At 66.3% G+C, this 24371-nt stretch carries 16 protein-coding genes; 9 read left to right on the forward strand and 7 right to left on the reverse strand.

Translation table 11 applies throughout. From position 1 onward, the window contains the following. Positions 1-648: 648 nt before the first annotated feature. From Q1X76_RS01045 to Q1X76_RS01060, 4 genes are read right to left on the reverse strand one after another with little or no spacing between them, the layout of a single operon-like run. Entirely contained in the window at positions 649-1842 is a 1194-nt protein-coding gene (locus Q1X76_RS01045) for a hypothetical protein (protein WP_300717519.1), read from the reverse strand. Positions 1843-1895: 53 nt separating this feature from the next. Next, positions 1896-5243: a VWA domain-containing protein gene (locus tag Q1X76_RS01050; RefSeq protein ID WP_300717520.1), complete on the reverse strand. Its 3348-nt coding sequence runs from the start codon at positions 5241-5243 to the stop codon at positions 1896-1898. Next, on the reverse strand, positions 5221-5889 hold the full coding sequence (locus Q1X76_RS01055; RefSeq protein WP_300717521.1) for a VCBS domain-containing protein: 669 nt from the start codon (positions 5887-5889) through the stop codon (positions 5221-5223). Before Q1X76_RS01055 ends, Q1X76_RS01050 begins: the two co-directional genes overlap by 23 nt. A 10-nt stretch (positions 5890-5899) precedes the next feature. Beyond that, positions 5900-7561: a VCBS domain-containing protein gene (locus Q1X76_RS01060; protein WP_300717522.1), complete on the reverse strand. Its 1662-nt coding sequence runs from the start codon at positions 7559-7561 to the stop codon at positions 5900-5902. An 838-nt stretch (positions 7562-8399) separates the two neighbouring features. On the opposite strand from Q1X76_RS01060, the gene Q1X76_RS01065 reads away from it, so the two are divergent. The 6 genes from Q1X76_RS01065 (at position 8400) to Q1X76_RS01090 (ending at position 16665) form a co-directional block, all read left to right on the forward strand. After that, positions 8400-8543 carry a hypothetical protein gene (locus Q1X76_RS01065; protein WP_300717523.1) on the forward strand — a complete coding sequence of 48 codons (144 nt, stop codon included), beginning with the start codon at positions 8400-8402 and terminating at the stop codon, positions 8541-8543. A gap of 145 nt (positions 8544-8688) precedes the next feature. After that, complete coding sequence (locus Q1X76_RS01070) at positions 8689-9966, forward strand: ADP-ribosylglycohydrolase family protein (RefSeq protein ID WP_300717524.1); 1278 nt, start codon at positions 8689-8691, stop codon at positions 9964-9966. Positions 9967-10063: 97 nt separating this feature from the next. Further along, complete coding sequence (locus tag Q1X76_RS01075; protein ID WP_300717525.1) at positions 10064-10519, forward strand: hypothetical protein; 456 nt, start codon at positions 10064-10066, stop codon at positions 10517-10519. Between the two features lie 390 nt (positions 10520-10909). Beyond that, positions 10910-12451, forward strand: coding sequence for a threonine ammonia-lyase, biosynthetic (gene ilvA, locus Q1X76_RS01080; protein ID WP_300717526.1), 1542 nt, complete (start codon positions 10910-10912; stop codon positions 12449-12451). Between the two features lie 644 nt (positions 12452-13095). Then, the gene (locus Q1X76_RS01085; protein ID WP_300717527.1) at positions 13096-15255 is read left to right on the forward strand and encodes a bifunctional (p)ppGpp synthetase/guanosine-3',5'-bis(diphosphate) 3'-pyrophosphohydrolase; all 2160 of its coding nucleotides are present in this window, start codon (positions 13096-13098) and stop codon (positions 15253-15255) included. A gap of 651 nt (positions 15256-15906) precedes the next feature. Continuing rightward, a complete protein-coding gene (locus Q1X76_RS01090; protein WP_300717528.1) occupies positions 15907-16665 on the forward strand; it encodes a carboxymuconolactone decarboxylase family protein in 759 nt (252 codons plus the stop codon). A gap of 101 nt (positions 16666-16766) precedes the next feature. On the opposite strand, the gene Q1X76_RS01095 is transcribed toward Q1X76_RS01090, so the two are convergent. After that, positions 16767-17702: an AraC family transcriptional regulator gene (locus tag Q1X76_RS01095; RefSeq protein WP_300717529.1), complete on the reverse strand. Its 936-nt coding sequence runs from the start codon at positions 17700-17702 to the stop codon at positions 16767-16769. Positions 17703-18340: 638 nt separating this feature from the next. Here Q1X76_RS01095 and Q1X76_RS01100 point away from each other — a divergent pair. After that, entirely contained in the window at positions 18341-18751 is a 411-nt protein-coding gene (locus Q1X76_RS01100; protein ID WP_300717530.1) for a cupin domain-containing protein, read from the forward strand. Between the two features lie 380 nt (positions 18752-19131). On the opposite strand, the gene Q1X76_RS01105 is transcribed toward Q1X76_RS01100, so the two are convergent. Further along, positions 19132-20652, reverse strand: coding sequence for an outer membrane homotrimeric porin (locus Q1X76_RS01105; RefSeq protein WP_300717531.1), 1521 nt, complete (start codon positions 20650-20652; stop codon positions 19132-19134). 41 nt (positions 20653-20693) lie between these two features. Next, positions 20694-21131: a squalene cyclase gene (locus tag Q1X76_RS01110; RefSeq protein WP_300717532.1), complete on the reverse strand. Its 438-nt coding sequence runs from the start codon at positions 21129-21131 to the stop codon at positions 20694-20696. Positions 21132-21678: 547 nt separating this feature from the next. On the opposite strand from Q1X76_RS01110, the gene Q1X76_RS01115 reads away from it, so the two are divergent. After that, a complete protein-coding gene (locus Q1X76_RS01115) occupies positions 21679-22683 on the forward strand; it encodes a DMT family transporter (protein WP_300717533.1) in 1005 nt (334 codons plus the stop codon). 33 nt (positions 22684-22716) lie between these two features. Further along, on the forward strand, positions 22717-24354 hold the full coding sequence (locus tag Q1X76_RS01120) for a hypothetical protein (protein ID WP_300717534.1): 1638 nt from the start codon (positions 22717-22719) through the stop codon (positions 24352-24354). The last annotated feature ends 17 nt before the right edge of the window (positions 24355-24371 follow it).

The following is a 24371-nucleotide window of genomic DNA, read 5'->3' on the forward strand; positions in this document are numbered from 1 at the left end:
CCGCGACCTTTTGCGCAACGTGCCCGCCATGCTGCCTGCGCAATACGCGCGTCGCGTCCCCGGGCAACGTCCCTGCCGCTTTTGCGCCCCTGCGCCGTCTTGCCGCCGGGAGCGGACGGGCCCGCCGGCCCCTGTTGCCGGGAAGGCGGCGTTTGCGGCATGGCGGCGCGCCCGGCAGGCTGCCGGGCTGGCCGGACGCTCCGGGACAGGGGGCCGGGCCGCAGCTGCTCCATCCCGCCGCGTATGCCATCATTGTTGGCTGATCCTGCCGCGACAGTGTCACCGTTGTTGTCATCAGCTCTGGTCGTCCGGCCTGGTGTGGCGGTCTTTGTGCTGGTGCGGCAGGGGCTTGCGCCCCGGACGGCGGCAGTCCTGATATGGTATATGCAATATCCGTTCCGCACACCGGGGCGTCGCCTTGCGGCGCGGGGCATGGGCCCCTGCCGTCAGGCTGTTCGCCGGTGCCGGGCATGGGGCAGGCTGTCCGTTCCGCAGGGGAAGGCGCGCAGCTTGCCGGATGCGTCCGTCAGGTCCACGGGGTTCGTGCGGCCTGTGCCATGCCCGGGCGCCCGTGGCGTCCGCGCATGGACGCCGGGAAATATGCCTTGTCCCGCATCCGCATCCGGGCTTCGGCCGGCCGCAGGGGCGTCACTCCGCGTCATCATGCGGCGCGGCCGGGGCGGCCTGCCCCTGTTCCCGCTGCCAGGCGGCATGGGCTTGCCGCAACAGCCGCACATGCTGCGGCAGGACGATCTTTCTGTCAAAGCTGTCCAGCACGGTCTGCCGGGCATGCTTGCCGACAGCCTCCAGCAGCGGAGCCTGCGCCAGCAGGGCGGCCTCGGGATGCGGGCCCTGCGCCAGCAGCATGTCCCGGCCCGGCCGCAGCAGGGGGGAGGGCGGCATGTCCGCGGGCAGGAGCACGGCCGTGCCGCAGCTCATGGCTTCCAGCAGGGGAGCCGGGGGCACGTCGCCCCGATGCGGGAAGACCACCAGCCGCGCGGTGCGCAGCAGGGCCCGGTATTCCGCCAGGGAAAGGCCGCCGGGCAGGTGCAGGCGCTCCCGGTGCGGCAGGGCGGCGCAGGCCTCCGCCCAGAGCGGGGCCGGCGTCAGGCTGCCGCAGAGCAAAAAGATGTGGCAGTGCGGCCGCGCTTCCAGCAGTGCCGCCAGCCTGCCGGGCAGCCCGGCATGGGCCAGACTGTGGCTGCCCACGCAAAAAAGCACGCATTCCGCCACCGCTGTGCCCGCGCGCAGGGTCTCCGGCGGCGTAGCCGCCCCCGGGCAGAAAAAGACCGTATCCACGGCATGGGGCAGGTCGGCCCCGCCCGTGAGGCGCAGGCCGGTCAGGCTGGGCTGCCCGGCCGTCAGACTGACGCACAGGTCGCTGTCCAGGGCCTGGCGGCAGTGCAGCAGATGCCGGGCCAGACTGGCCCCCTGGGCCGTGCGGCCCGGCTGTGCCGGCTCCCCGTCGCTCCAGCAGACCCGGAACGCGCGGGGGAAGGCCTCCTGCCAGAACAGGGCCGAGGCCTCCCCGGCGAAGGAGAGCACCATGTCCGGCACAAAGCCGCTTTCGCGCAGGCGGCGGAAGGCCTGCAGGGCCTGCCTGCCCGTCTGCAGGGCCAGGGTCAGGGCCATGCCCGCATCGTTGAAGGCATTTTTGCCCGCCCGCCCGGCGCGGTCGCCCCTGACCGGGGGCAGGACCATATGCCGCACCCCGGGGATGGCGAAATCGCGCTTGCTGTGGATGGAAGCGAAGATCACGTCATTGCCGGGATCGCTTGCCAGCGCGGCGGCCAGGGGCCCGAAGATGCCGGGAAAGACATGGTTGATGAACAGGATGCGCATGACGGCTCCACCGGGAAAAAGCGGAGCGGCCCGGGGACCGCTCCGCTGCAAGGTTACCCGTTGCTGTTTTCCATTTCCGCCTTTGCCACGGCTTCGGCTATGCCATCGGCGCTATCCAGGCTGACACCCACGTCGGCCACCTGCAGGTGCAGGTCGGCGCCGTTGTTGCGGAAGGTGTAGCCGTTGCCGTCTGCATCCTCGCTCCACAGCGCCTGATCCAGCAGGAGGCTTTCCTGCCCATTCGTGCCGGTGCTGATGTGTATGCCGTAGCTCTCGGCCAGCTGGTCGATGCTGGTCAGGCTCAGGGCATCCTTGCCGGTGATGAGCACTTCCACGCCCTTTACGATGGGGCCTTCGCCTTCGCCGGTAGAGTTGCTCAACAGCTTATCCAGCGACAGATTTTCCTGCGTGGACACCATGAAGTCGATGCCGTTGCCGCCGCTGACCAGGTAGTCGGCGCTGTCGTAGACGATGATGTCGTTGCCGGCACCGCCGAAGATGGCATCCACGCCCGCGCCGCCGTCCAGGTAGTCATCACCGCCCATGCCCAGCAGCACGTCGTTGCCGGCGCCGCCGAAGAGCTGGTCGTTGCCGTCGGCATCCGTGCCTTCCACGGATTTGATGAAGGCGTCCAAAGCCGTGCCGGTACCCAGGTCCTTGATGCTCTCGACCGTGACGTCGTCCAGACCTTCAGGCTTGTCATCACCCACCAGCAGGTCGTTGCCCGTACCGCCGTAGATGGTGTCGTTGCCTTCCTGACCGTAGATGGTGTCGTTGCCTTCCTGACCGTAGATGGTATCGGAGGCTTCGCTGCCGGTGATGACGTCATCGCCGCCGCCGCGCCCGGTGAGGCTGTCCAGAGCGACAGTAGCTTCCGAGCCGTCCATGTTCAACACGGTGCCGTCGGCATTCACAAGGTAGAAGCCACCGTTGTCAACGCGGGTCTCGTAGCCCAGCTCCTCGGCATGCTGTATCATGTACTTCACACTATCGTCATGGGTCCAGCCTGCGTAGTCCGTGCCGGTGAGCTTGTCACCGTTCTCTTCCAGCCACTGGAACACTTCCATGCCGGAGCCGTAACCAATGCCCGCTGCCACCAGGGCGGCGTCAATGTTCGAGTTTTGCCTCAGTTCATACTGCAGCCGGTCGGTGTTCAGCACGTCGCCGTAGACGATGACGGACGAGGTGGAATTTTCCGCCGTGATGGAGTCGTTGCCGGTATCGGCCAGATCCGTGGAGGTGATCTCGCTTCCGCCGACAAGCGCCGCCGTCAGATCTTCTTTGTCATTGACCAGATCGCTGTCGCCTTCGACAAGAGACTGATCTCCATACCATCCTGCATCCTTCCAGGCGTTGTCACTGTCTCTCGTCTGATACGGATACATCTCGACGGTCTGGCCGGAGCCGCCCGTATTGTCGATGAGGTCCAGAATGGTCTGTGGATTTTCTTTCAGCGATTCGCTCGTACCTATACCGATGGCATTGACCTTCACGCCGCCTCCGGCCTTCTGAAGGTTCTGAGCCGCTTCAAGCGTTTGCCTGACAGTCTCCTGGTCGCTGTAATTGCTTTCTCCTGCAACCACTGGATTCCCAAACCAGCCCGTCCCATTATAATAGGTCGGCTGACCGTCGGAAATGAAGAAGGCCAGGTTTTCACCGCCGTTGTCGGCATGATCATTGAACCACGCCGTGGCCTTTTCCATGGCGGCTTCGTAGTTGGTACCCTGGTTGTACACAAGCTGGCCGTTGACCCAATCCCAGCCTTCGCTATTCCACGTGAACATCTCGTGCTGCCACTTTTCCAGAATCTGAGCAAAGTTGTCATATACGGCCTGACGCTGCTCATCATTCATATCGGCAGTAATTTGAAGAGTGTCCGATCCTGTCCAAAGCTTGGTTCCGAAGCCCACCAGCTGGATATTCACCGTACCGTCATGGCCCTGAATGGAATTCTGGAAGAAGCTCTCCAGCGCGTCCACCGCCATTTCCATGCGGGAACCTTCCGGATTGATAGAAGCCGTATTTCCCTCACCTGTCTCACGGTCATACTTCATCGAACCCGACAGGTCGAGCATGATGGAGATGTTGTAGCTCTCCCCGGGCTGCACGGTGGTCTGCACGTCCACGCCGCCGCTGTCGCCCGCAGCCACGGTGCCGGCAACGCCCTCGCCGTCGGTGATGACTATGGTGTCGTTGCCGTTATCAATGGAGGAATCGATCGGCGTCTGGTCCATCACTTCCAGAGGCACGTTGACCGTAGTACTGGCAATATCGCCGTCGGCGTCTTCGGTCTTGAAGGCCAGCTCGAACTGGTTGGAAGCGCCAGCATCAGTCTGCACCTGGAACTGTTCATACTGTTCCATGGTCCAGTTGCCGTCCTTGTCCAGCGTGGCGGTAAAGAGCTGCTCGCCGTCCGTCGTCGTGCCGGTCAGGATGGAATCACCGGAAGAACCGGTGCTGAGCGTCAGCGTCACATCTTGCGACTGACCATCCACCAGTACCGTGATGGTGCCGGAGGTGCCGTCTTCACTCAGAGTGTCCACCATGCTGCCGAGGTCGAACTTGGCATGAATGTCCGTATAGGCGGCTGCAAAGCCGTCCGCACCGGACTCAGCCGTCACCGTGCCTTCACTGACGATGAAGGGGTCGTCGCGCTTGGTGATGAAGTCGATGCCCTGGATGGTGAAGTCGCTCTGCTCAGTTGGGAACGCCTCCGTCCTGTTGTCCACCGCGGAGATGACCACCTTGTCGAAGCCGCCCAGCACCACGTCCGAAGAATTGAGGGTGAACTTGCCGTCCGACGAATTGCCCTCCACCAGCGTGCTGCCCACGATCTGACCGTCACGGTAGAAGGTGACCAGAGCCTTTTCAGAGACATGGTCATATTCGGCTTCTTCACCGCCAAGATAGAATGCCCCGAAGTCGATGGTCACGCCGTAGGCCAGCTTGCCGCCGAGGTCGAACACCACGGCTTCACTGGTTGCACCATCCTTGGAAACATTGATTTCCCATTGCTGCTCATCACTGGGACTGCTGACCATGAGTCCCCAGTCCGATGAGGGCTTTTCATGGTTTGGATAAGTGCTGTACTGCAACCAATAGCCAGCATCGGTCTCAAGGCCATTTTCTCCGATTACAGTATTCCCGTTGGCATCTTCGGTATAGGTCACCTTTCCGGCATACATGGTCACGCCGTCCCAGCCCGGAAGATTGGCTCCCTGGTCAATTCTCTGACCTGCATCCGCCTTATCTGTGAATGAGGCCTTCTCACCGTCTTCCAGATTGCCTGCGCCGCTGCCGGGAACCAGCGTGGTAGTACCGGAAGCGGAGATGGTGGGCACGTCGTCCACGATAGTTATGGTCAGGTTGCCGCTGGCCTCATCGCCCGTCGCATCCTTCACGTTGATGGCGATCTCGTCCGTCAGCGTGTTGTTGCCCTGTCCGCGTATAGGTGTAGCTCACCTTGCCGCCGCTGATGTCGGTGATGACCAGGGTCCCTTCACCCGTGTCGATGGACTCTCCGTCTGCCGCGATGTTCGCGTTGCCGTCGGCATCCACCGCAAACTCGTGTCCGCCGATGGTCACCGTCGCCGCTTCGCCGTTCAGCGTCAGCGAGATCTCGCCGCTCGTCGTTTCCTTATCCGTCGAGGCTTCGCTGCCGCCCTCGTCAAGACCGGACTCGTACACCGTGGCCGAGGCATCGCCAGCGCCGGGCACGCTGATGCTCGGCGTGCGCTCATCGCCCGTGATGGTGATGGTCAGCGTCGCTTCCGACGTATCCCCGTCCGTATCCGTGATGGTGTAGGTAAAGGTTTCCGTAACGGTCTCGCCCTTCGGCACGTTCACGCCGGGGGTCAGCTGATAGGTATAGCTGCCGTCCGCCTTCAGCGTCAGCTCGCCGTAGTGGCCCTGCACAGGCTGTCCCAGCACGCCGTCTTCGATGGACGTCACCGTCTTCGTGCCCGGTTCATCCGCGCCGAACAGGTCGTTGGTCAGCACATTACCGTTGTCCGTCGCCCCATTCTGCGCCGCAGCTTCCGTCAGCATGAAGCTGTCGTCATGCGCCGTGGGCACGTCTGATGGTGCCGCTGGCCGGGGTGCCGTCCACGTCCGTCACGGTCACGGCAAGGTCATGGGAAACCTGCGTGTCCGTGGCCTCGGTATTGTGTTCCAGGGTATTGTCGTTCAGCGTGTAGGTAAACTTCAGCTCGCCCGTGGCCGCGTCGAAGCCCGTCACCGTCAGGACGCCTTCATCCGTGGGAACCGTGTTGCTGGTAAGCGCGCCGTTTTCAAACACGGTCACGCCGCCGATGACGATGCTGGCCACGCCGTCAGGCGCGTCGATGTTCATCGAACCTTCGGCCGTGGTGGGCTTCTCGCCGGGGGTGGAGCCGTCCGCAAGGCCGGATTCGTAGACCGTCAAAGTCTCGGAACCGGCTTCGGGGTCACTCGGCGTCACCACAACGCCGTTGTCCACGCCGTTGATGGTGATGGTCACCTTGCCTTCGGCAACGTCGCCATCCGCGTCCGTGTAGGTGTAGGTGAATTCTTCCGTCAGCGTTTCACCGTCGGAAAGGGCCTTTACAGCCTCATTGTCGTTGTCGAGCGTGTAAATATAGGTGCCGTCGGGATTCAGCGTGATGTTACCGTACTGACCGCTCAGGTTCGCATCCCACGCGAAGTCCGCGCCGTCCGCACCGGCCACGGCGTCTGTAAGCGCGTTGCCGAAAACGGGGATAACCTCTCCCCCTTCCGTCAGTTCGTGCTCAAAGCTCTTGATGGTGGGCACGTCGTCGGTGATCTCGACACGGATCACGGCCGAGCCGCTGTCGCCGTCCCTGTCCGTCACCACCACTTCCATTTCGTGGGCGATGGCGTCGTCTTCGCCGCCGGCGTTCTGCTTCGTATGCTCCCGGGTGGGATCCGTCAGCGTATAGGTATAGGTCAGATTCGTGCCGTCGAAGCCCGTCACGTTCAGATGGCCTTCGTCCGTGTTTACGGGGGTGCCCGTGAGCGCGCCGTTCTGCCAGACGACGTCGCCGCCGATGGTGATGGTGGCCACGCCGTCAGGGGCGGAGACGCTCATGCTGCCGGCGGCCGTCGCTTTGCCCCCGCCGCTGCCGTCCGGCAGGGCGGATTCGTCCACCCGCAGCACATCGTGCGGCATGGTCGGCGGAAAATTTTCCCCTCCCTGGACGGGGATGTCCAGATCATCGGGGTCCTGGGCAGGATTGGTGGGCGTCACGGTCACGCCGTGGTCCACGCGGCCGCCGTCGTCATCATACCAGGCGCTGGGGTCCACCATGTCCGTGGCCAGCTGCACGCCGCCGTCAAAGCCGATATCCAGGCGGCCCAGATGGTCGATGCCGTCCAGCAGGCTGCCGTCGCCGTATTCATTGTAACGGCCGCTGCGGGCGGCGCTGCTGGAGGCGGGACCGGCGGCGGGCATCAGGTCTTCGCCCAGAGCGGCGAAGAAGTCCGCACCGGCGATCTCCACGCCGTCCACCTGGAAGGAGGGCATCTCTTCCTTGGAATAGGTGGTGTAGAAATCCTGCAGCTGGATGGATGCGCCGTCCTCGAAGGTCAGCACGAGATTGTCGCCGCTGCGGCTCAGGGTCGCGGCATCGGCCGGGAATTCAAAGACGAAGCGTCCCTCGGGCGCGCTGGGGACGGTCTGGGTGGTACCGGCGGCAGGCTTGGCAAGGCGGATGTCGGCCATGACATGTTCTCCTGGAAAGAGGATGGGAATACACGGGGAAGGCACGCGGTTGATACGGCGACGGGGAACGGGACATACTGTCCCGGGGCTGCCGGATGCGGCGGCTACAGAACGCGCAAGACCCCGTACCGGCAGGGCGCCGGAGTGGGGTCTTGAAGATGCGGAAAGCCGCCACGGCCGGGACGGGCGCAGGGCTCATGGATGCAGCCGGAGAAAGAAGGCATAAAAAATCCCGCTTTTGGATCAGGTTGCGTGCACAAGGCAGATAATGGCATCATCACGCAAGTCCCCGATCCCTGGCAGGAACTCTGCGAACGCTCCCATCTACGAGCGCTCGTTACGACTACCTATAGCCTGTCTTTGCCGGCCTGTCAATGCGTGGATGGCAGGGACGGTGTTGGCGGGGTCGGGGAGCGCTGCCGGCAGGGGCGGTGGACGCTGGGAACGCGCCTCACGCCGCATCACCATCGCGCCCGCTGCCGGCAGGGAGAGAAGTTCATGGCGTTCGGGGCATACTCCACGCCATCGTTGCGTCCGCTGCCGGCAGGGAGAGAAGGGCACGGCGCGCGACAGTGGCCGGGCAAAGGGGCGGGGCCTTGGGAGGGCCGGGCGATGAAGAAGGGCGGCGCGGGGCCTCCTGAAAAACGTGCGTGCGGGCCGAATGGGGCCGGCCGGATGCGGGCGGCGCGGGACAGTGCCGTGCGGCGACCAGGCGGCGGCCCTGCTGCCGCGCATCCCCGGGGCGGCCGGGAAAGTGCGCCCATCCGGCAGGCTCTGGCGGGGACGGGGAGCGCCTGCCCGGCGCGGGATCGTGCGGCATGCGTCCAGGCGATACCGCATGGACAAGAAAAAAATGCTCTTGCCGGACCATGACCAGGATCTGGAACGATGTCCGGCCATCATGGAAGCGTGGCTGCGCGGCAGCCTGTCCATAGCCAGGGCCCATGACCAGGAGGTCGTGCGCTGGCTGTTGGGCCCGTAGGCGCTTTTCCGTGAACCCTCCGCCGGTGTGACCTGCGCGGCGATGGCCGCCGCAGGGGGCACACGGCCGTGCAGCCCGGGCAGCGCGGGCGGTGCCGGGCGCACCGTCCCTGTCATAAACACGTCAAACCGTGAGGAGATGCATCATGCTGGGAGCCATCATCGGTGATATGGTGGGCAGTCCGTACGAGTTCCATCCCTGGCGGGGGGCTGCCGATGCCTTCCCCCTCTTTGTTCCCCGATCCCGCTTCACCGACGATACGGTGATGACCGTGGCCGTGTCCCGTGCCCTGATGGAGCATTACGGCGACGAGGCCGCCTTCCGAGAAGCCTGCATCGACAGTATGCACGACTACGGTCGCGCTTACGGCAAGGCGGGCTACGGGCAGCGCTTTTTCCGCTGGATCCTCACGCGCAGCCGCGAGCCCTACAACAGTTTCGGCAACGGCTCGGCCATGCGCGTCTCGTGCGTGGGCTGGGCCTGCGACACGCTGGAGGAGACGGAGCGCTACGCCACCCTGAGCGCCGCCGTGACGCACGACCATCCCGAAGGCATCAAGGGCGCCCGCGCCACGGCCGCGGCCATCTTCCTGGCCCGCGACGGCGCCAGCCGGGAGGATATCCGCACCTATCTTTCCTGCTGTTGCGGCTATGACATGGACCGTTCGCTGGCCGGAATCAGGGCCGGCTACCGGCATCAGGAAAGCTGCCAGGGATCGGTGCCCGAGGCCGTCATCGCCTTTCTGGAGAGCCACTCCTTCGAGGAGGCCGTACGCAATGCCGTCTGGCTGGGCGGGGACAGCGACACCCAGGCCGCCATCGCGGGCAGCATCGCCGAAGCCTTTTACGGCGGCGTGCCGGAAGATCTGAAGCAGCAGGCCCTGGCCCGTCTCGATGACCGCCTGCGCCTCAATGTGCTCGAGTGGTACCGCTGGCTGGCGGAGCAGCGGGGCATCCGCCTTGACAGCCGGACCGTTCCCGTTCAGGAAGAACGGAGCCCCGTGCACGGGGCAGGGAGGACAGACATGGGAACAGGGCTTCGTGCGGGGCTGCGGGGAGCATGGGAGACCACGGTGACGGAAAGCCTGCTGGCCGCCGGGGTGGGCAGCGGCGAGGTGCGCGTGCTGGCCACGCCCGTGATGATCATGGGCATGGAACGGGCCGCCATGGAGGCGGTGCGCTCCTGCCTGCCCGAAGGCATGACCAGCGTGGGCACCCGTGTGGACGTGAGGCATCTGGCCGCCACGCCCTGCGGCATGAAGGTGCGCTTCGAGGCGCGCCTGACCGGGGTCTCGGCCAACGGACGCGGGCTGCGCTTCGAGGTGGCGGCCTTCGACGAGGCCGGTCCCGTCGGCGAGGGCAGCCACGAGCGCGTGGTGGTGGACAGGGAAAAATTCCAGGCCCGGGCAGAGGCCCGAAGCTGACGGGCTGACGGCCGCCGCCACGCGACGGCGTACGGGAGCGGCGACCGGCAGCGGCCGCCTGCCCCGGGAACACGATCTTTTTTTGCCGAGGTATCTCATGAAATGCTGCGCGGCCCTGCTGGGCTGTTTCCTCCTCCTGCTGGCCCTGCCCGTGGCGGCCTCCCCGCTGGACGGGCACAGTTTCTTCACCGTGGACATCCCCGAGGGCTGGACCGTCGAGGCGCAGAGCAAGGGCTCCGTGACCCTGCTCTCGCCCGATGCCACGGTCATGCTCAGTCTGGTCACGGGCCTCAATGGCACGCGCAGCCGGGCCGATATCGTGGAGGAGTACCGCAAGATGCTGGACGCGGCCGATGTGCGCCCCCGGGCCGATGATGTCTACGAGCTGCGGGGCCATGCCGGGAGCATCCCCATGCGCGGCGTGCTGGCCCTGGGGGCCGACCGGCATGTGCTGGTCCTGCTGGCCGGGCAGGTGGACGATGCCCGGGCGCAGGCCGTGGTGGATTCCCTGGCCCTGAAGGAACAGGCCAAGGCCCCGAAAGCGGGGCAGTGACCGGGCCGGTGCCTGGAGATGGAAGGACCGTCTTTCCTGAGGGGAAGCGGTCTTTTTTATTGTGCGCAGGCGGCGGATGCGGTGCGGATCGCCTTTGCGCTGGCAATGGCCGCCCGGCGCGGACACCGCCGCGGGCCTGCGGCGCCCGTCGCGCCGGGGCCGGAAGCCGGGCAGGGGCGCATCCTGTTGCGGACGGGGTGCCGTATCCGTCCCGGGGACTTTCCCCGGGGGATGTGCGTCCGCCCCGGGGACGGACGCCGCGCCCTTCCTCCCGTCGTGACGGGCCAGGGCGCTCCGCCCTTGTGGGGCGCGTGCAATGGGTATATGCTGACCTGATTCCGCCTGCCTCTGGCGTGGACAGGCGCACCGTTTTTACAAGGGATGTTTTCCATGTCGAATCATAGCGAGTACCTGAACAAGGTGTTGTTGAGCCGGGTCTACGACGTGGCCGTCGAGACCCCGCTGGATGAGGCCGTGAGCCTTTCCCGCCGCCTGGGCAACCGCGTGCTGCTCAAACGGGACGACCTGCAGCCTGTGTTTTCCTTCAAGCTGCGCGGCGCCTACAACAAGATGGCCCGGCTTTCGCCCGAGGAACTGCGCCGCGGCGTCATCGCCGCCTCGGCCGGCAACCACGCCCAGGGCGTGGCCCTGGCCGCCCGCCGTCTGGGCTGCGAAGCCGTCATCGTCATGCCCGTGACCACGCCCGCCATCAAGGTGGATGCCGTGCGCCGTCTGGGCGGGCAGGTGGTGCTTTCCGGCGAGTCCTTCAGCGATGCCTGGCGCCACACCCTGGATCTCATCAAGGAGACCGGCTACGTCTTCATCCCGCCTTTTGACGATCCCGACGTCATTGCCGGGCAGGGCACCATCGGCATGGAAATCCTGCGCCAGCATCCCGATCCCATCCACGCCATCTTCGTGCCCATCGGCGGGGGCGGTCTGGCCGCCGGCGTGGCCGCCTATGTCAAAAACCTGCGCCCCGAGATCCGCGTCATCGGCGTGGAGCCCGTGGATTCCGACGCCATGCGCCGTTCCATCATGGCCGGGCATCGCGTGGAGCTCAAGGACGTGGGCCTGTTCGCCGACGGCGTGGCCGTGAAGCTGGTGGGCGAGGAGACCTTCGCCCTTTGCCGCGACCTGCTGGACGACATCATCACCGTGGAGACGGACGCCATCTGCGGCGCCATCAAGGACATCTTCGAGGATACCCGCGTGGTGGCCGAACCGGCCGGTGCGCTGGCCCTGGCCGGGCTGCGCGCCTACGCCCGCGCGGGCAACCTGCGCGACACCACCCTGGTGGCCGTGGTCAGCGGCGCCAACATGAATTTCGACCGCCTGAGCCATGTGGCCGAGCGCGCCCGCTTCGGGGCCAACCGCGAGGCCCTGCTGGGCGTGACCATCCCCGAGAAGGCGGGCAGCTTCCGCCATCTGGTGCAGACCATCGGCAACCGCAACATCACCGAGCTCTGCACCCGCTTCGCGGACCCGGTCAACGCCCATGTGCTGGTGGGCATCGACATCAAGAACAGCGACGAGGTGGCCGCCGTGGTGGCCGACCTGCAGGCCGAAGGCTTCGGGGCCTGCGACCTCACGGACAACGAACTGGCCAAGCTGCACCTGCGCCACATGGTGGGCGGCAACGCGCCCCAGGTGCAGAACGAGCGCCTGATCCGCTTCTTCTTCCCCGAGCGTCCCGGCGCGCTGCTCAACTTCATGGACGCCATGCGCGTGACCTTCAACTTCACCCTGTTCCAGTACCGTTATCACGGGGCGGACTTCGGCCGCGTGCTGCTGGGCGTGGAAGTGCCGGAGGAATGCCGCGATGACTTCGAGGACTTCCTGATCCGCGTGGAGCGCATGGGCTATCCGCATGTGGACGAGACCGACAACCCGGCCTACAAGATGTTCCTGGGCTGGCATAACGAAAAGTGATGCCGCGTCCGCGTGAGGCGGACCGTACGCTCTTGCCGGGAGGCCGTTCCGCGGGGACGGCCTCCTGCCGTTTCCGGGCCCTGGAGGGCCGTGAAGAAGTCCGGGCGCGGGCCGGGCCCTCTCCGGGAGGGGACGCAGGCCCTTGGGTCGTGGGCGGCTTTCCTGCCGGCTCTGCCGTCCTGACCTGCTGGCGGGCATCGTCCGCACGACAGGGGCCGGAGGCGGCGGCCCTTTCCTGTTGCCCGCATCCGGGCGCGGACGACGCGGCAGGGCGAAGCGCACCGGCCGGTGGCACGAAGGGGGGCCGCGTCCTTTGTTCCCGGCGCGGAGCCCCGCTGCGCAGAGACGGCATGGCCGTCGTCCTTGCGGGTCTTTCCGCGCGGGAGCGGGGCCCGGGATCAGGTGGAGCCGCCCCTGCATCATCGCGGAGGCCGTTCCGCGCGGCGGTGGGGCCCCGGGACGGAAAGGTCCGGGCACAGCTCGCCGGCCTTGCCACAGCGGGCGGTATTTTTCGGGCGGACGGCTTCGCGGCCTTGGGCAACGGCTTTCCGCGCGGGAGCGGGCCGCCGTCATTGACAAGGCGGCGCAGTTGGCCGAACATGAAAAACCGGTATGGTCAACTTTTATCCGTCTGGCAGGGCGCTATGATTCGTATTCAGGAAATTCTCGACAAGGTGGCGGCCAACAACCATGATGCCAATCTGGAGCTGATCCAGAAGGCCTATGTCTTCGCCGCCACAGCCCACGCGGGGCAGACGCGCCTTTCGGGCGAGCCCTATCTGTCCCACCCCTTGGCCGTGGCCTACACCCTGGCCGACATGGGTTTTGACGAGCCGACGGTGGCCGCGGGCCTGCTGCACGATACGGTGGAGGACACCGGCACCACCATCGAGGACATCGACGAAAATTTCGGCGAGGACGTGGCCGACATCGTGGACGGTGTCACCAAGATCAGCATGATCGTCTTCGACAACAAGGAAGAGGCCCAGGCCGAGAACATCCGCAAGATGATCCTGGCCATGAGCCACGACATGCGCGTGCTGATGGTCAAACTGGCCGACCGTCTGCACAACATGAGCACCCTTGATTTCCAGAAGGCCCACAAGCAGCGCCGTATCGCCCAGGAGACCATGGACATCTACGCGCCGCTGGCCAACCGTCTGGGCCTGTACCTGCTCAAGCGGCAGCTGGAAGACCTGAGCTTCAAGTATCTGCGGCCCGACATCTTCAACCAGATCGACCACTGGCTGGATACGCATCAGGTGGTGGAAAAGCAGATCATCGAAAAGGTGGTCTCCCTCATCCGGGACCTGCTGGCCTCCAACGGCCTGGAAGGGGAGGTCTACGGGCGCATCAAGCACAAGTACAGCATCTACAAGAAGATGCAGTCCCAGTCCCTGACCCTGGACGAGATGCACGACATCATGGCCTTCCGCGTGCTGGTCAAGGACATCCGCGACTGTTACGCCGTGCTGGGCCTGGTGCATTCGCAGTGGAAGCCGGTGCACGGGCGCTTCAAGGACTATATCTCCATGCCCAAGGCCAACGGCTACCAGAGCCTGCATACCACGGTCATCGGGCCCGAGGGAGAGCGCATCGAGATCCAGATCCGCACCGAGGAGATGCACCGCCAGGCCGAACACGGCGTGGCCGCGCACTGGCTGTACAAGGAAAAGGGCCGGGTCAATTCCAAGGACCTGGAGCAGTTCTCCTGGCTGCGCGAGATCTTCGAACGCCAGGGCGACGAGGCGGACTCGCGCGAGTTCATGCACTCGCTCAAGCTGGACCTGTTCAAGGACGAGGTCTACGTCTACACCCCGGCCGGCGACGTCAAGGAACTGCCCGAAGGCGCCACCCCCCTGGACTTCGCCTTCCACATCCACAGCAAGGTGGGCCACCATTGCGCCGGGGCCAAGATCAACGGCCGCCTCATGCCGCTGGGCACGCCGCTCAAGAACGGCGATATCGTGGAGATCATCACCGATCCCTCGCGCAACCCCAACCGCGACTGGCTCAAGATCGTCAAGACGGCCCGCGCCCGCAGCCGCATCCAGCGCTATCTGCGCACCGAGGAACGCGCCCACGCCCTGACCCTGGGCCGCGACATGCTGGAAAAGGAAGGCCGCAAGGTCAACCTCAATGTGGGCCGCGCCCTCAAGGAAGGCCAGCTGGCCATCGTGGCCCAGGAAATGAATTTCGAGAACGTGGACGAGCTGGTGGCCGCCGTGGGCTATGCCCACCTCACGCCGCGCCGCGTGCTCAACAAGCTCTACGCCGTGCTGCATCCCGACAATGCCGCCGCGGCGGAACCGGCGCCGCCCACCATCAAGGAAAGCAAGGAAGCGGCCAAGCGCAAGAGCGACGGCGTGGGCATCTCCGGCTGCGACGGGGTGCTCATGCGCTTCGCCAAGTGCTGCAACCCGGTGCCCGGGGACCCCATCATCGGCTATATCAGCCGTGGCATGGGCGTCACCGTCCATCGTGCGGACTGTCCCAACGTGGCCAACATGGAGCCGGAGCGCCTGATCTCCGTGCACTGGGACGGGCAGGAAGAAAAGCCCTACGAGGCCGGCATCTTCATCCTGGCCCAGAACCGCAGCGGCGTGCTGGCCGGTATCGCCCAGCTGCTGGCCCAGCAGGGCATCAACATCACGGCCCTGACCTCGCGGGCCCTGGTGGACGGGCGCGCCGAGCTGCGCCTGACCGTGGAAGTGCGCAATGCCACCCAGCTCTACGAGGTCATCGAGGCCATCCGCGGCCAGGCCGCCATCCTGGAAGTGGTGCGCGATACGGAAGAAGCCTAGCCCTCCTGCCGCGCGCCCCGCGCCTCGCTCCCGGACGCCGGCGCGGGGAAAAACCGGGGCCTCCGGGGCCGGAAGCCCGGCAGGATGGGCTCCGCCGCGGTCGTGGGGAAACATGCGCCGCAGGGCGCGGCAGCCTCCGCGTCTGTACGTCGGTCCTCCCTCGGGACGGGCCGGGGCGAGCCGGGACGAAAAAAAGCAAGGGGACACCGCACGGTGTCCCCTTTGTCATGGGCGCTGGACCGGCTGCCGGGCAGGAGCCGCGGCTCGCCCGGAAGGGCGCCCCGTTGCCGGCACAGGACGGGCAGGGCGCATGCCCCTCGTCCTCCCGTTCCCTGCCCGGGACGGGAGGAGCGTACGGGCCGCGCAGGGCACAGGCCCCTCCGGTGTCCCTTGCCAGATTCGGGCAAGATTTTGCCAGAAAGATGGCTGTTCTTCCCTGCCGTCGCGGCGTATGCCTGTGGATGGAGGGACCGCCCGTGGACAGTGAGCGGGCGGGCCGTGAGCCGGCCGCGCCGCCTGCCGCCAGCCGCAGGGCACCATGCCGCGGCCCGAGGTGCCGGGAGCGGCTGTCCGGCGGGTCATGCCGCCCGGCTGCCCTGCACCGGGAAAGGGCAGGGCGGCCACCCAAAAAACGCTTGATACGAGGTCATCATGGATAGACGGCAGATAGCGGAAGGATACAGGGCACAGCTGGGCCTGCGGGGACCGTCGGACCTGGCCGGGACGGACCCGGAACTGGCGGCCATCCGTGACCGCCTGGTCTACGGCGAGATCGCCGTGCGCGGCAGCCTGGACCAGCGCCAGCGCCGGCTGGTCACCCTGGTGGCGCTGGCCGCGCTCCAGGCCGTGGAGGAGATCGGGGCGGAAACGCGGGCGGCCCTGCGGCAGGGGGTGGGCCCGCAGGAGATACGGGAGGCTCTCTACCAGTGCGCGCCCTATCTGGGTTTTCCCCGCACCGAGGCGGCCCTGCGCCGTGCTGACGAGGCTCTGGCCGGGGCGGGCATCGCCCTGCCCCTGCCTGATGGCGGTACCGTGACGGAAGAAGACCGCTTCGACAAGGGGCTGGCCGTGCAGACGGCCATTTTCGGGGACGCCATCGCCAAACTGCACGCCTCGGCCCCGGAAGGGCAGGAGGACATCCTGGTCCGGCATCTTTCCGCCTTCTGCTTCGGCGATATCTATACGCGCTCGGGGCTCGACCTGAAGCTGCGCGAACTGCTGACCTTCGTCTGCCTCAGCGCCCTGGGGGGCTGTGAGGCCCAGGTGCGGGCCCACGCCCAGGGCAACCTCGCCGTGGGCAACAGCCGCCAGCTGCTGGTGGACGCCCTGACCCAGGTCCTGCCCCTGATGGGCTTCCCGCGCACGCTCAATGCCCTGGCCTGCGTCAACGCCCTGCCGGAGGATGCCTAGGCGCGGACGCCGCATCCGTCGGGGAAGGCCGCCCGGGAGAGCCGCACGGGAGCGGGCGCGCGTGGCCGTCAGGCGGTGCCGGTCCCGGACCTGGCCGCCGCTCAGGCGCCGCAGGCTCCGGCGTCCGCCGGGGCAAGGCCGCGCTTGCGCTGGATGTCCCGGTGCGGCGGTTCGCCGAACAGGCGTTTGTATTCCCTGGTGAACTGGGTCACGCTCTCATAGCCCACGGACAGGGCCGCCGAGGCCGCGCGCATGTCCTCCACCAGCATCAGGCGCTGGGCCTCGTGCAGGCGCAGCTGCTTGTGATACTGCAGGGGGCTGAAACCGGTGATGGTCTTGAAATGGCGGTGCAGCGTCGAAAGGGACATGCCCACCTGCCGGGCCAGTTCCTCCATGCGCACGGGGACGCCCACGTTGCGGCGCAGGATGGCGATGGCCCGCAGGATCTGGCTGTTTTGCGAGCCCTGGGTGTAGAGGTCGCGCAGGACCGGGCCCAGAGGGCCGATGAGCAGCAGATAGTGGAGTTCCCGCAGGATCATGGGCGCGCGGATGGCGATCTGTTCCGGCTTGTCCAGCAGTTCCGCCAGGCGCAGCATGGCTTCCAGGAATTCCGGCCCGGCGTCCGTCACGGTCACGGCGGGATCGTCCGCCTGCGCGCGTTTGCCCGCGGGCGGCATCCTGAGCAGCAGGTCCGTCATGATCTGCCGGTCCAGATAAAAGAACAGGGAAAGGAAGGGCCGCTCCGGGCTGGCGTCGAGGAAGGAGGACAGGCTGGGCATGTCGATGCCGGAGACCAGGCACTGCCCCCGGTGGAAGATATATTCCTCCCTGCCGATGAGCAGGCGCTTGCTGCCCTGCACGATGACGGAAGCCAGGGGCTTTTCGAAGCAGCGGTCAGTGGTGTCCGTTTCTTCCCGCCGGACGAGCATCAGGCCGTCGATGGCGCTGGGCAGGATGCCCTGGCTGGGGATATGGCGCAGCAGGATGTCCTGCAGCGCGTCGAGGACAGTTTCCGGGGGCATCTGTGCTTGGGTCATGGGGATCTCTCCGGTACGGGTCTGCTGCTTCCAGTGTAGCCGAAAGCGGCCGCGGAGAGAAGCCCGTACCGGGCGGGAGAGCCGCCCCGTGACCGCAAGGAACGGCATGGGCGGTCACAGGGCGCGGGTCGGTGAGCGGGGCGCCCGGGAAGCTGACGCCACCGGGTCCCGGCGCCTTTGCCGGGCTTCCCGGAGCGGCAGGTCCATGGACAGTCCGCCGGCAGCCCCGCCCACGATGCGATATCCCGGAAAGGCGGCCGCCACCAGCGGCAGGCCGTTCCCGGGGAAGGACATCCCCGCGCGTGCGGGCAGTTGGTTGATGGTGACGTGACTTCGACACCACGATGAAGAAATGCCCCGCGTGTGCAGGCAGTCGGCGCACGTCGCCGTTGCAGGCGCAATACGGCCCCTGCGGTGCGGGCCGGGCCGCGTCGATCCTGCCGTGCGCCGATGCGTGGCCGCCACGGCCTCCCGGCGCTTCGCGAAGGCGCCATAAGGGGCGGCAGGGCGCTGGCGGCACAGGATCGCGGACGATCTTTCCATCACGACACGACGGCGCGGCCTTCGGCAGCCGGGAGCTGCCTTCCGTCGGCGAGCGCTTCCGGGGCCGCGACCGGAACCGCTGAAGGAGCATGACCATGCAGGAAGAACAGAGGGGCCCCTTTGCCCGGGGCGAGGCCAATACGGCCTATGCGCGCTATTTCGTGGGCAACAGTTATCTGAACATGCTGTCCACGCAGGGGGTGGTCATCGGCAATGTGACGTTCGAGCCGGGCTGCCGCAACAACTGGCACATCCACCACGCGGCCCGGGGCGGCGGGCAGATATTGCTCTGTACGGCCGGGCGCGGCTGGTATCAGGAATGGGGCCGGCCCGCGCGTGAGCTGCATGCCGGCGACGTGATCCACATCCCCGCCGGGGTCAGACACTGGCACGGCGCGGCCAGGGACAGCTGGTTCGTCCATCTGGCGGTGGAGGTCCCGGGCGAGGAAGCCCGCACCCAGTGGCTGGAAGCCGTCAGCGACGAGGATTACGCCCGCCTGCCCTAGACGTGCGGGAGAGGAGCGCGCCATTCCCCGCCTGTGCGGGGCGCGTCCCCTCCGTGAGGCCCCTCCCGCTGCGGGTGGTCCGCAGCAGGGGGGTGCCGGACGGAGGGCCGCTTCGGAAAGGGGCGGCCGGAAAGCCTCCCCGCAGGCAGGCTGGCCGGAGGACAGACCGTCGTGCTGGCGGGGCTCGCCATGGTCGCGACAGGCCGCCGTGCGGGCGCCCGGACAGCGGCGATGCGGTGCCCGTTCCTGTCAGGTGCCCGCATGCCTGCCCGTGAAAAAGGCCGCCGCTGTTCCTGCAAAAACAGCGGCGGCGGGGTGCGCGCGGGAAGGAGAAGCACGCGCAAGGGATGTTGTGGCGGAGGGGAGCCGCCAGCGGAGGACTAGAAGGTGTAGGCGAAGATCAGCTGGGCTTTCCAGGCATCCTGTTTGGACCAGTTGCGGTCAGCCACATAGCTCTTGTCCCAGGTGTCCCGGTCCATCATGTTGATGATGTAGCCGAGCTCGAGGTTGGCTTCCAGGTTCTCGTAGATCTGCCAGGAGTTGACCAGGTTGAATTCCAGCAGGCCGTCCCTGGTGGTCAGGTAGGGGCCGTCCTGGGCGGCGGTGGTATCGTCCCAGGCTGTGGCGGAACCCAGGTACTTGACCATGGACGGGCTGTTGGTGCCGCCCCAGTAGGCCACGCGGAAGGTGTGCTTGAGGTCTTCCACGAAGCTCACGTCGGCGATCTGCAGGCCCACGCCCCAGGTGCCGGCATAGGTCAGGTTGTTGTCGTAGAAGTTGTAGCCCGTGCCCCAGGCCAGGTTGCCGTCGCCCATGAAGGAGGTGAAGTTGCCCGCGCCGGCGATGGAGGGCAGGCGCTCGGAGCCGTTCTTGACGTTGCCGTCATCGCCCGAGGCGTACCAGCCGAAGATGCCGGGGGTGCCCCAGTCCATCTTGTATTCGATCAGGGCTTTGACCAGCCAGCCCTCGCGCTTGCTGTTGCCGCGCACCCAGTTCGTGTCGCGCTTGAGCACGTCGTAGCGGCCCATGGCTTCCACATAGCCGTAATTGATGTCGAACTCGATATTCAGGGGATCGAAGGCCGTGATGGCCACGGGCAGGCCGGCCCAGAACATGGAACCGTAGGCCTTGCCGGTATCACCGAGGGCCAGGCCGTTCATGCCGGGCAGGTAGCCGGGCAGGGTCACGTCCAGCGCGCCGTCGGCAGTCTCCACGCCGCCTTCATTGAAGCGGGTGTTCTTGCCCTGCATGCCGTACATGGCCCAGGGGGTCAGCTCCACGCCGTCGAACTTCAGGGGCAGCATGAGGGCGAAGAGGTCCATGTTGTCCAGATAGTCGTTGTGGCCATTGCCGTAGGGAGTGCCGTCAGCTTTGGCGCCATTGTAGTTGTCATTGAGCGGGCGCATCCAGAGGGCGGTCAGACCCACGTTCTCGTTGAACTGGTAGCTGGCCACCACGGCCGCGGCGTCGCCGTCCATGATGGCCGAGCCGCCGGCCACGTTGGGCAGGGCCACGGCCTGCAGGCCCATACGGAGCTTGAGGTCGGTATTGGGCACCATCCAGTCGATGTAGGCGTTCTTGAGCTTCACGATCTGGCCGTCGGCGCCCAGGGCCGCGCCTTCACCGGCATTGCCCCAGGGCTGGTCGCCGATTTCAAAAAAGACCGTGCCGGACAGGGCTTCGGAAGCCACGGCATCCAGCTGCAGACGCACACGCTGGCCGGCGCTGAAGGTGTCTTCATGATGACGTTTGTGGTCGTTGACATCCTTGATGAGGCTGCCGTCACCGACGCCGAAGCCCACCAGCCATTCCCCGGAGGCCTTGAAGTCGATGGCCCTGGCGCCTGTGGCCGCTCCGAAGAGCATACCGGCCGCCAGCATGAGGGTAAGAATTTTTTTCATGACCTTCTTCCTTCTTCCTTACTGTTAGAGGTTCACATCCATCAGGCGACGGCGGCGCCCCCCGACGCCGTGCCCGTCGCCCGGGCCGTAGCCCGCGCCTTGGCGCGGGCTTTTTTATCCTTGCAACGGCAGTTGGGGCAGGTGCCCGAGCAGACATGCTTCGCCTTTTCAGGAACGATGAGGACCTTGTTGCCGCTCGACGCCAGCTCGAAGCCGCGGGAGCCTTTGTAATGGATGCGCTGCGGTGCGATGGCGGGCAGGGACGCGCCGCGCAGGGCCGTCACGGCCGCGGGCTGGATATGGGTCACCCGGCGCACGTCGATGAAGAACTTGTTGCAGTCGGCGCTGTGGCAGCGCATGAGGTTCAGGATGGCACGGGCCTGTTCCAGATCCAGATCCTCACCGGCGGCGATGTGCAGGTTGTCGGCGCTGCGGCGGAAGGCGATCCGGGCCCGGGGATGGGATTCCATGGTCGGCATAGTGGCTCCTGTGAAGATGTTTTTGTTGGAGCCAACATGGCATAATTGAAAACAGATGTCAATGAAATTGAAAATTGTTTTCATAATATCGTATGCAGTGCATGGCGTGCGGACAGGACATGGCCGCCGTGACATGCATAACATAGTGCTTTTACAGAAAGTTTGACGCTGCGAATCGCAGGGTGCCCGCGACACGCGTCGCCATGCGTGGACGGCTGACCTGCACCGAAGATCCGTATGAAGCGCCAGACCGATGCCCCGAAGCCAGGCTGCGGGCACCTGCGGACCGGGATCGCCGGAAGATGCCGCTGGCAAGGCGGCATCTTCCGGCAGGTCTTCCCCGACTGCCGGGGAGAAGACAGGGGCGCATGCATCGTGTTATTTTTGATAAAAACGTGTTACACATTTCTAGCTGTCCCGCGCCGTCCTGTCAAGGGGGAAACCTGAAAAACGGCGTGCCGGGCTCCTGGCCTGCGGGAGCCTCGAAAATTGTTCCGCTTTGCGCTATGGTGCGCCCCGGGAAGGCCCCAGGCCCCCGGAGATCGTCATGACTACCGCCACACACCGCTCCTTCGCCCTGCTGGCCCTGACGGCCGCCCTGTGGGGCGCGCAGCCCCTGCTGGTCAAGATCACCATGCGCGAGCTGGATCCCACCACCATGACCGCACTGCGCTATCTGCTCATGAGCGTCACCTTCTTCGTGCTCATGCGCTGGCGCGGTCTGCCCCTGCTGCCGCCGCCGCGCCTGCTGCCGGCCCTGCTGTTCATGGGCATGACCGGCGTGGCGCTCAACAATATCGCCCAGTTCACCGGCCTGCAGCTCTCCACCGTGAGCAATGCCACGCTCATCGCCACCACCACGCCGGCCGTGACGGCCCTGGTGGCCCTGATCTTCCTGCGCGAACGCCTGCTGCCCATCGAAGGGCTGGGCATCCTGCTGTCCGTGGCCGGGGCGCTTTTCCTCGTCAGCAAGGGACGGCTGGAGGTGCTGCTGCACATCTCCTTCAATACGGGGGATGTGCTCTTCTTCATCGCCCAGCTGGGCTGGGCCGTCTATTCCCTGACAGGCTTCCGCGTCATGCGCCACCTGCCGCCCCTGACGACCACGGCCTGGGCGGGGCTGTTCGGCACGCTGGCGACCTTCGGCTACGCCGTGCTGACCGGGCAGCTGCATGTGCACGCCGTGAGCGGCACCACCCTGGCCTGCATGGTCTACATCATCTGGATCGGCGGGGTCTGCGCCATGGTCCTCTGGAACATGGGCGTCAAGATCGTGGGTGCGGGCCAGGCGGCCATCTTCCTCAATATCATGCCGCTGGTGGGCGTGGGACTGGGAGTGGGCGTGCTGGGTGAGGAATTCGCCCTGCGCGAGGCCTTTGGCGCTGTGGGCATCCTGGGCGGCGTCTATATCCTGACGCACAGCCGCCAGATCATGCGGCGCATGGATCAGCGCCTGATCCGGCGCGCCCGCGAGCTGGCCGCCCGGCACCAGGCCGCGACCAGCGAGGCCCGTCAGGCGGAAGAAACGCCGACGGCCCGGAAAAAGGGGTGACAGCCGCCCCCCGGCGCGCGTATGCTCTTGCTTATGAAAGGCATTGATATCGGGAAGTTCCGCAGGGCTGACCTGCTGCTGGCCCTGCTGGCCGCCCTGTTCTGCTGGTGCTCCCTGCAGGGCACGCTGCAGCTCAATCCCCGGGGCATCGGCATGGACAGCGACCTGCAGAACTACGCGCAGATCCTGGAAGTGGCGAAAGCCCCTGCGGATTTTGCCGCAGATCCCGTGGCCGCCTTCTTCCCGCTGGATCCGGGCGTGCCCAATCTGCTGACCACCCTGGCCGGGTGTTTCCCCGCCTCCGACGGCAGCGCGGTCAGCATGCTGCGCATCGGGGCGCTGGGGGTCTTCCTGCATTTCCTCGCCTATTACGTCCTGGGGCGCTGGCTGTTCCGCAGCCCGTCCCTGGCGGCCCTGCTCTCGCTCCTGATGAGCGTCGCCGTGCACTGGGCCTTCGGCACCTTCTGGGGCAGCATGCGCTCTGATCCGGTGCCGCGCATCTTTTATGCCGATCTCTGGCCCTTTCTGCTGATGCTGGCCTGCACGGCCGTCAAAAAGCCTGTCCTGCAGCCGCTGGTGCTGCTGCTGGGGGGCTGCGCCATGCTGGTGCATACCGTCAGTGCCCTGATGGGCGGGGCCATGTTCTTCATGGGCTTTTTCCTGTGCCGTCAGGGCAGGAGTCTGTGGCGCCATGCGGGCCTGAGCGCGCTGAACCTGGTCTGCTTCGCCGTGCCTGTGGCGCTCTATGCGCTATTTTTCCTGTCGGACACACCGGCTCCGCCGGCCGGGCATGCAGCCCTTTTCGCCGACGTGCGCGCCCTGCGTTTCAGCCGTGACTGGCACGATGTCTGGCAGAGCCTGGGCGGCATCCTGGCCTATTATACCTTCCCGGTGCCCCTGTTCCCGGCGGCGGCTCTGGCGGGGCTGGTCCTGTTCCGGCAATGGCGGCGGACGGAAGGTCCGCTGCGCTCCCTGCTGCGGCTCATGCCGGGCATGCTGCTGGGCATCGCGGGCGGCTGCCTGCTGTGCGCGCTGGAAATGGAACTGGCCCGCCGGCTGGGACGGCAGAACCTGAGCCAGGAGGTCCTGCGCGGCACCCGCTTCCTCGTGCCGCTGGCCTGGCTGCTGCTGACGGCGGCCCTGTCCCTGTACTGGCACAAGCTGTCCGCGCCGCTGCGCGGGGGGCTGGTCGTCCTGCTGGTATTGGCCCTGCTGGGCGCGGGGCAGGGCAAGCAGGTGGTGGCGGCCCGCCACGCGCTGGCGCAGGCCTCCGGCTGGAGCTGGCTGGATACCGCCGAGGCGCGCCGGATCGGGGCCCAGGCCCTGAAGCAGCAGGAGGCCCTGCTGGCCCTGCAGGAACATGCGGCGGCAGGGGAGCTGCTGTTTTGTGACAGGGACTGCATGGCGGCGCGCTATGTGGCCCATGTGCCCGTGCTGCCCCTGCACAAGGACGGGAACATCATCTATTATGCCGGGGACCCGGTCCTGGCCGGACGCTGGCTGCGCATGCAGCGGCGCATGGCCGGCGGGGAGGACGGCTATGTGGACGTCTGGCTCCGGGAAGAGGCCCCCCTGCTGCTGACCCGGCATGTGGAGCACAGACAGCAGCTTTTGCGCTGCGGCAGCCTGCTGTTCGAAAACGGGGACTGGCTGCTGCTGCGCCGCCATTGACGGAAAGGACACGATCT

This window comes from uncultured Desulfovibrio sp., from assembly GCF_949282365.1.
GTDB lineage: Bacteria > Desulfobacterota > Desulfovibrionia > Desulfovibrionales > Desulfovibrionaceae > Desulfovibrio.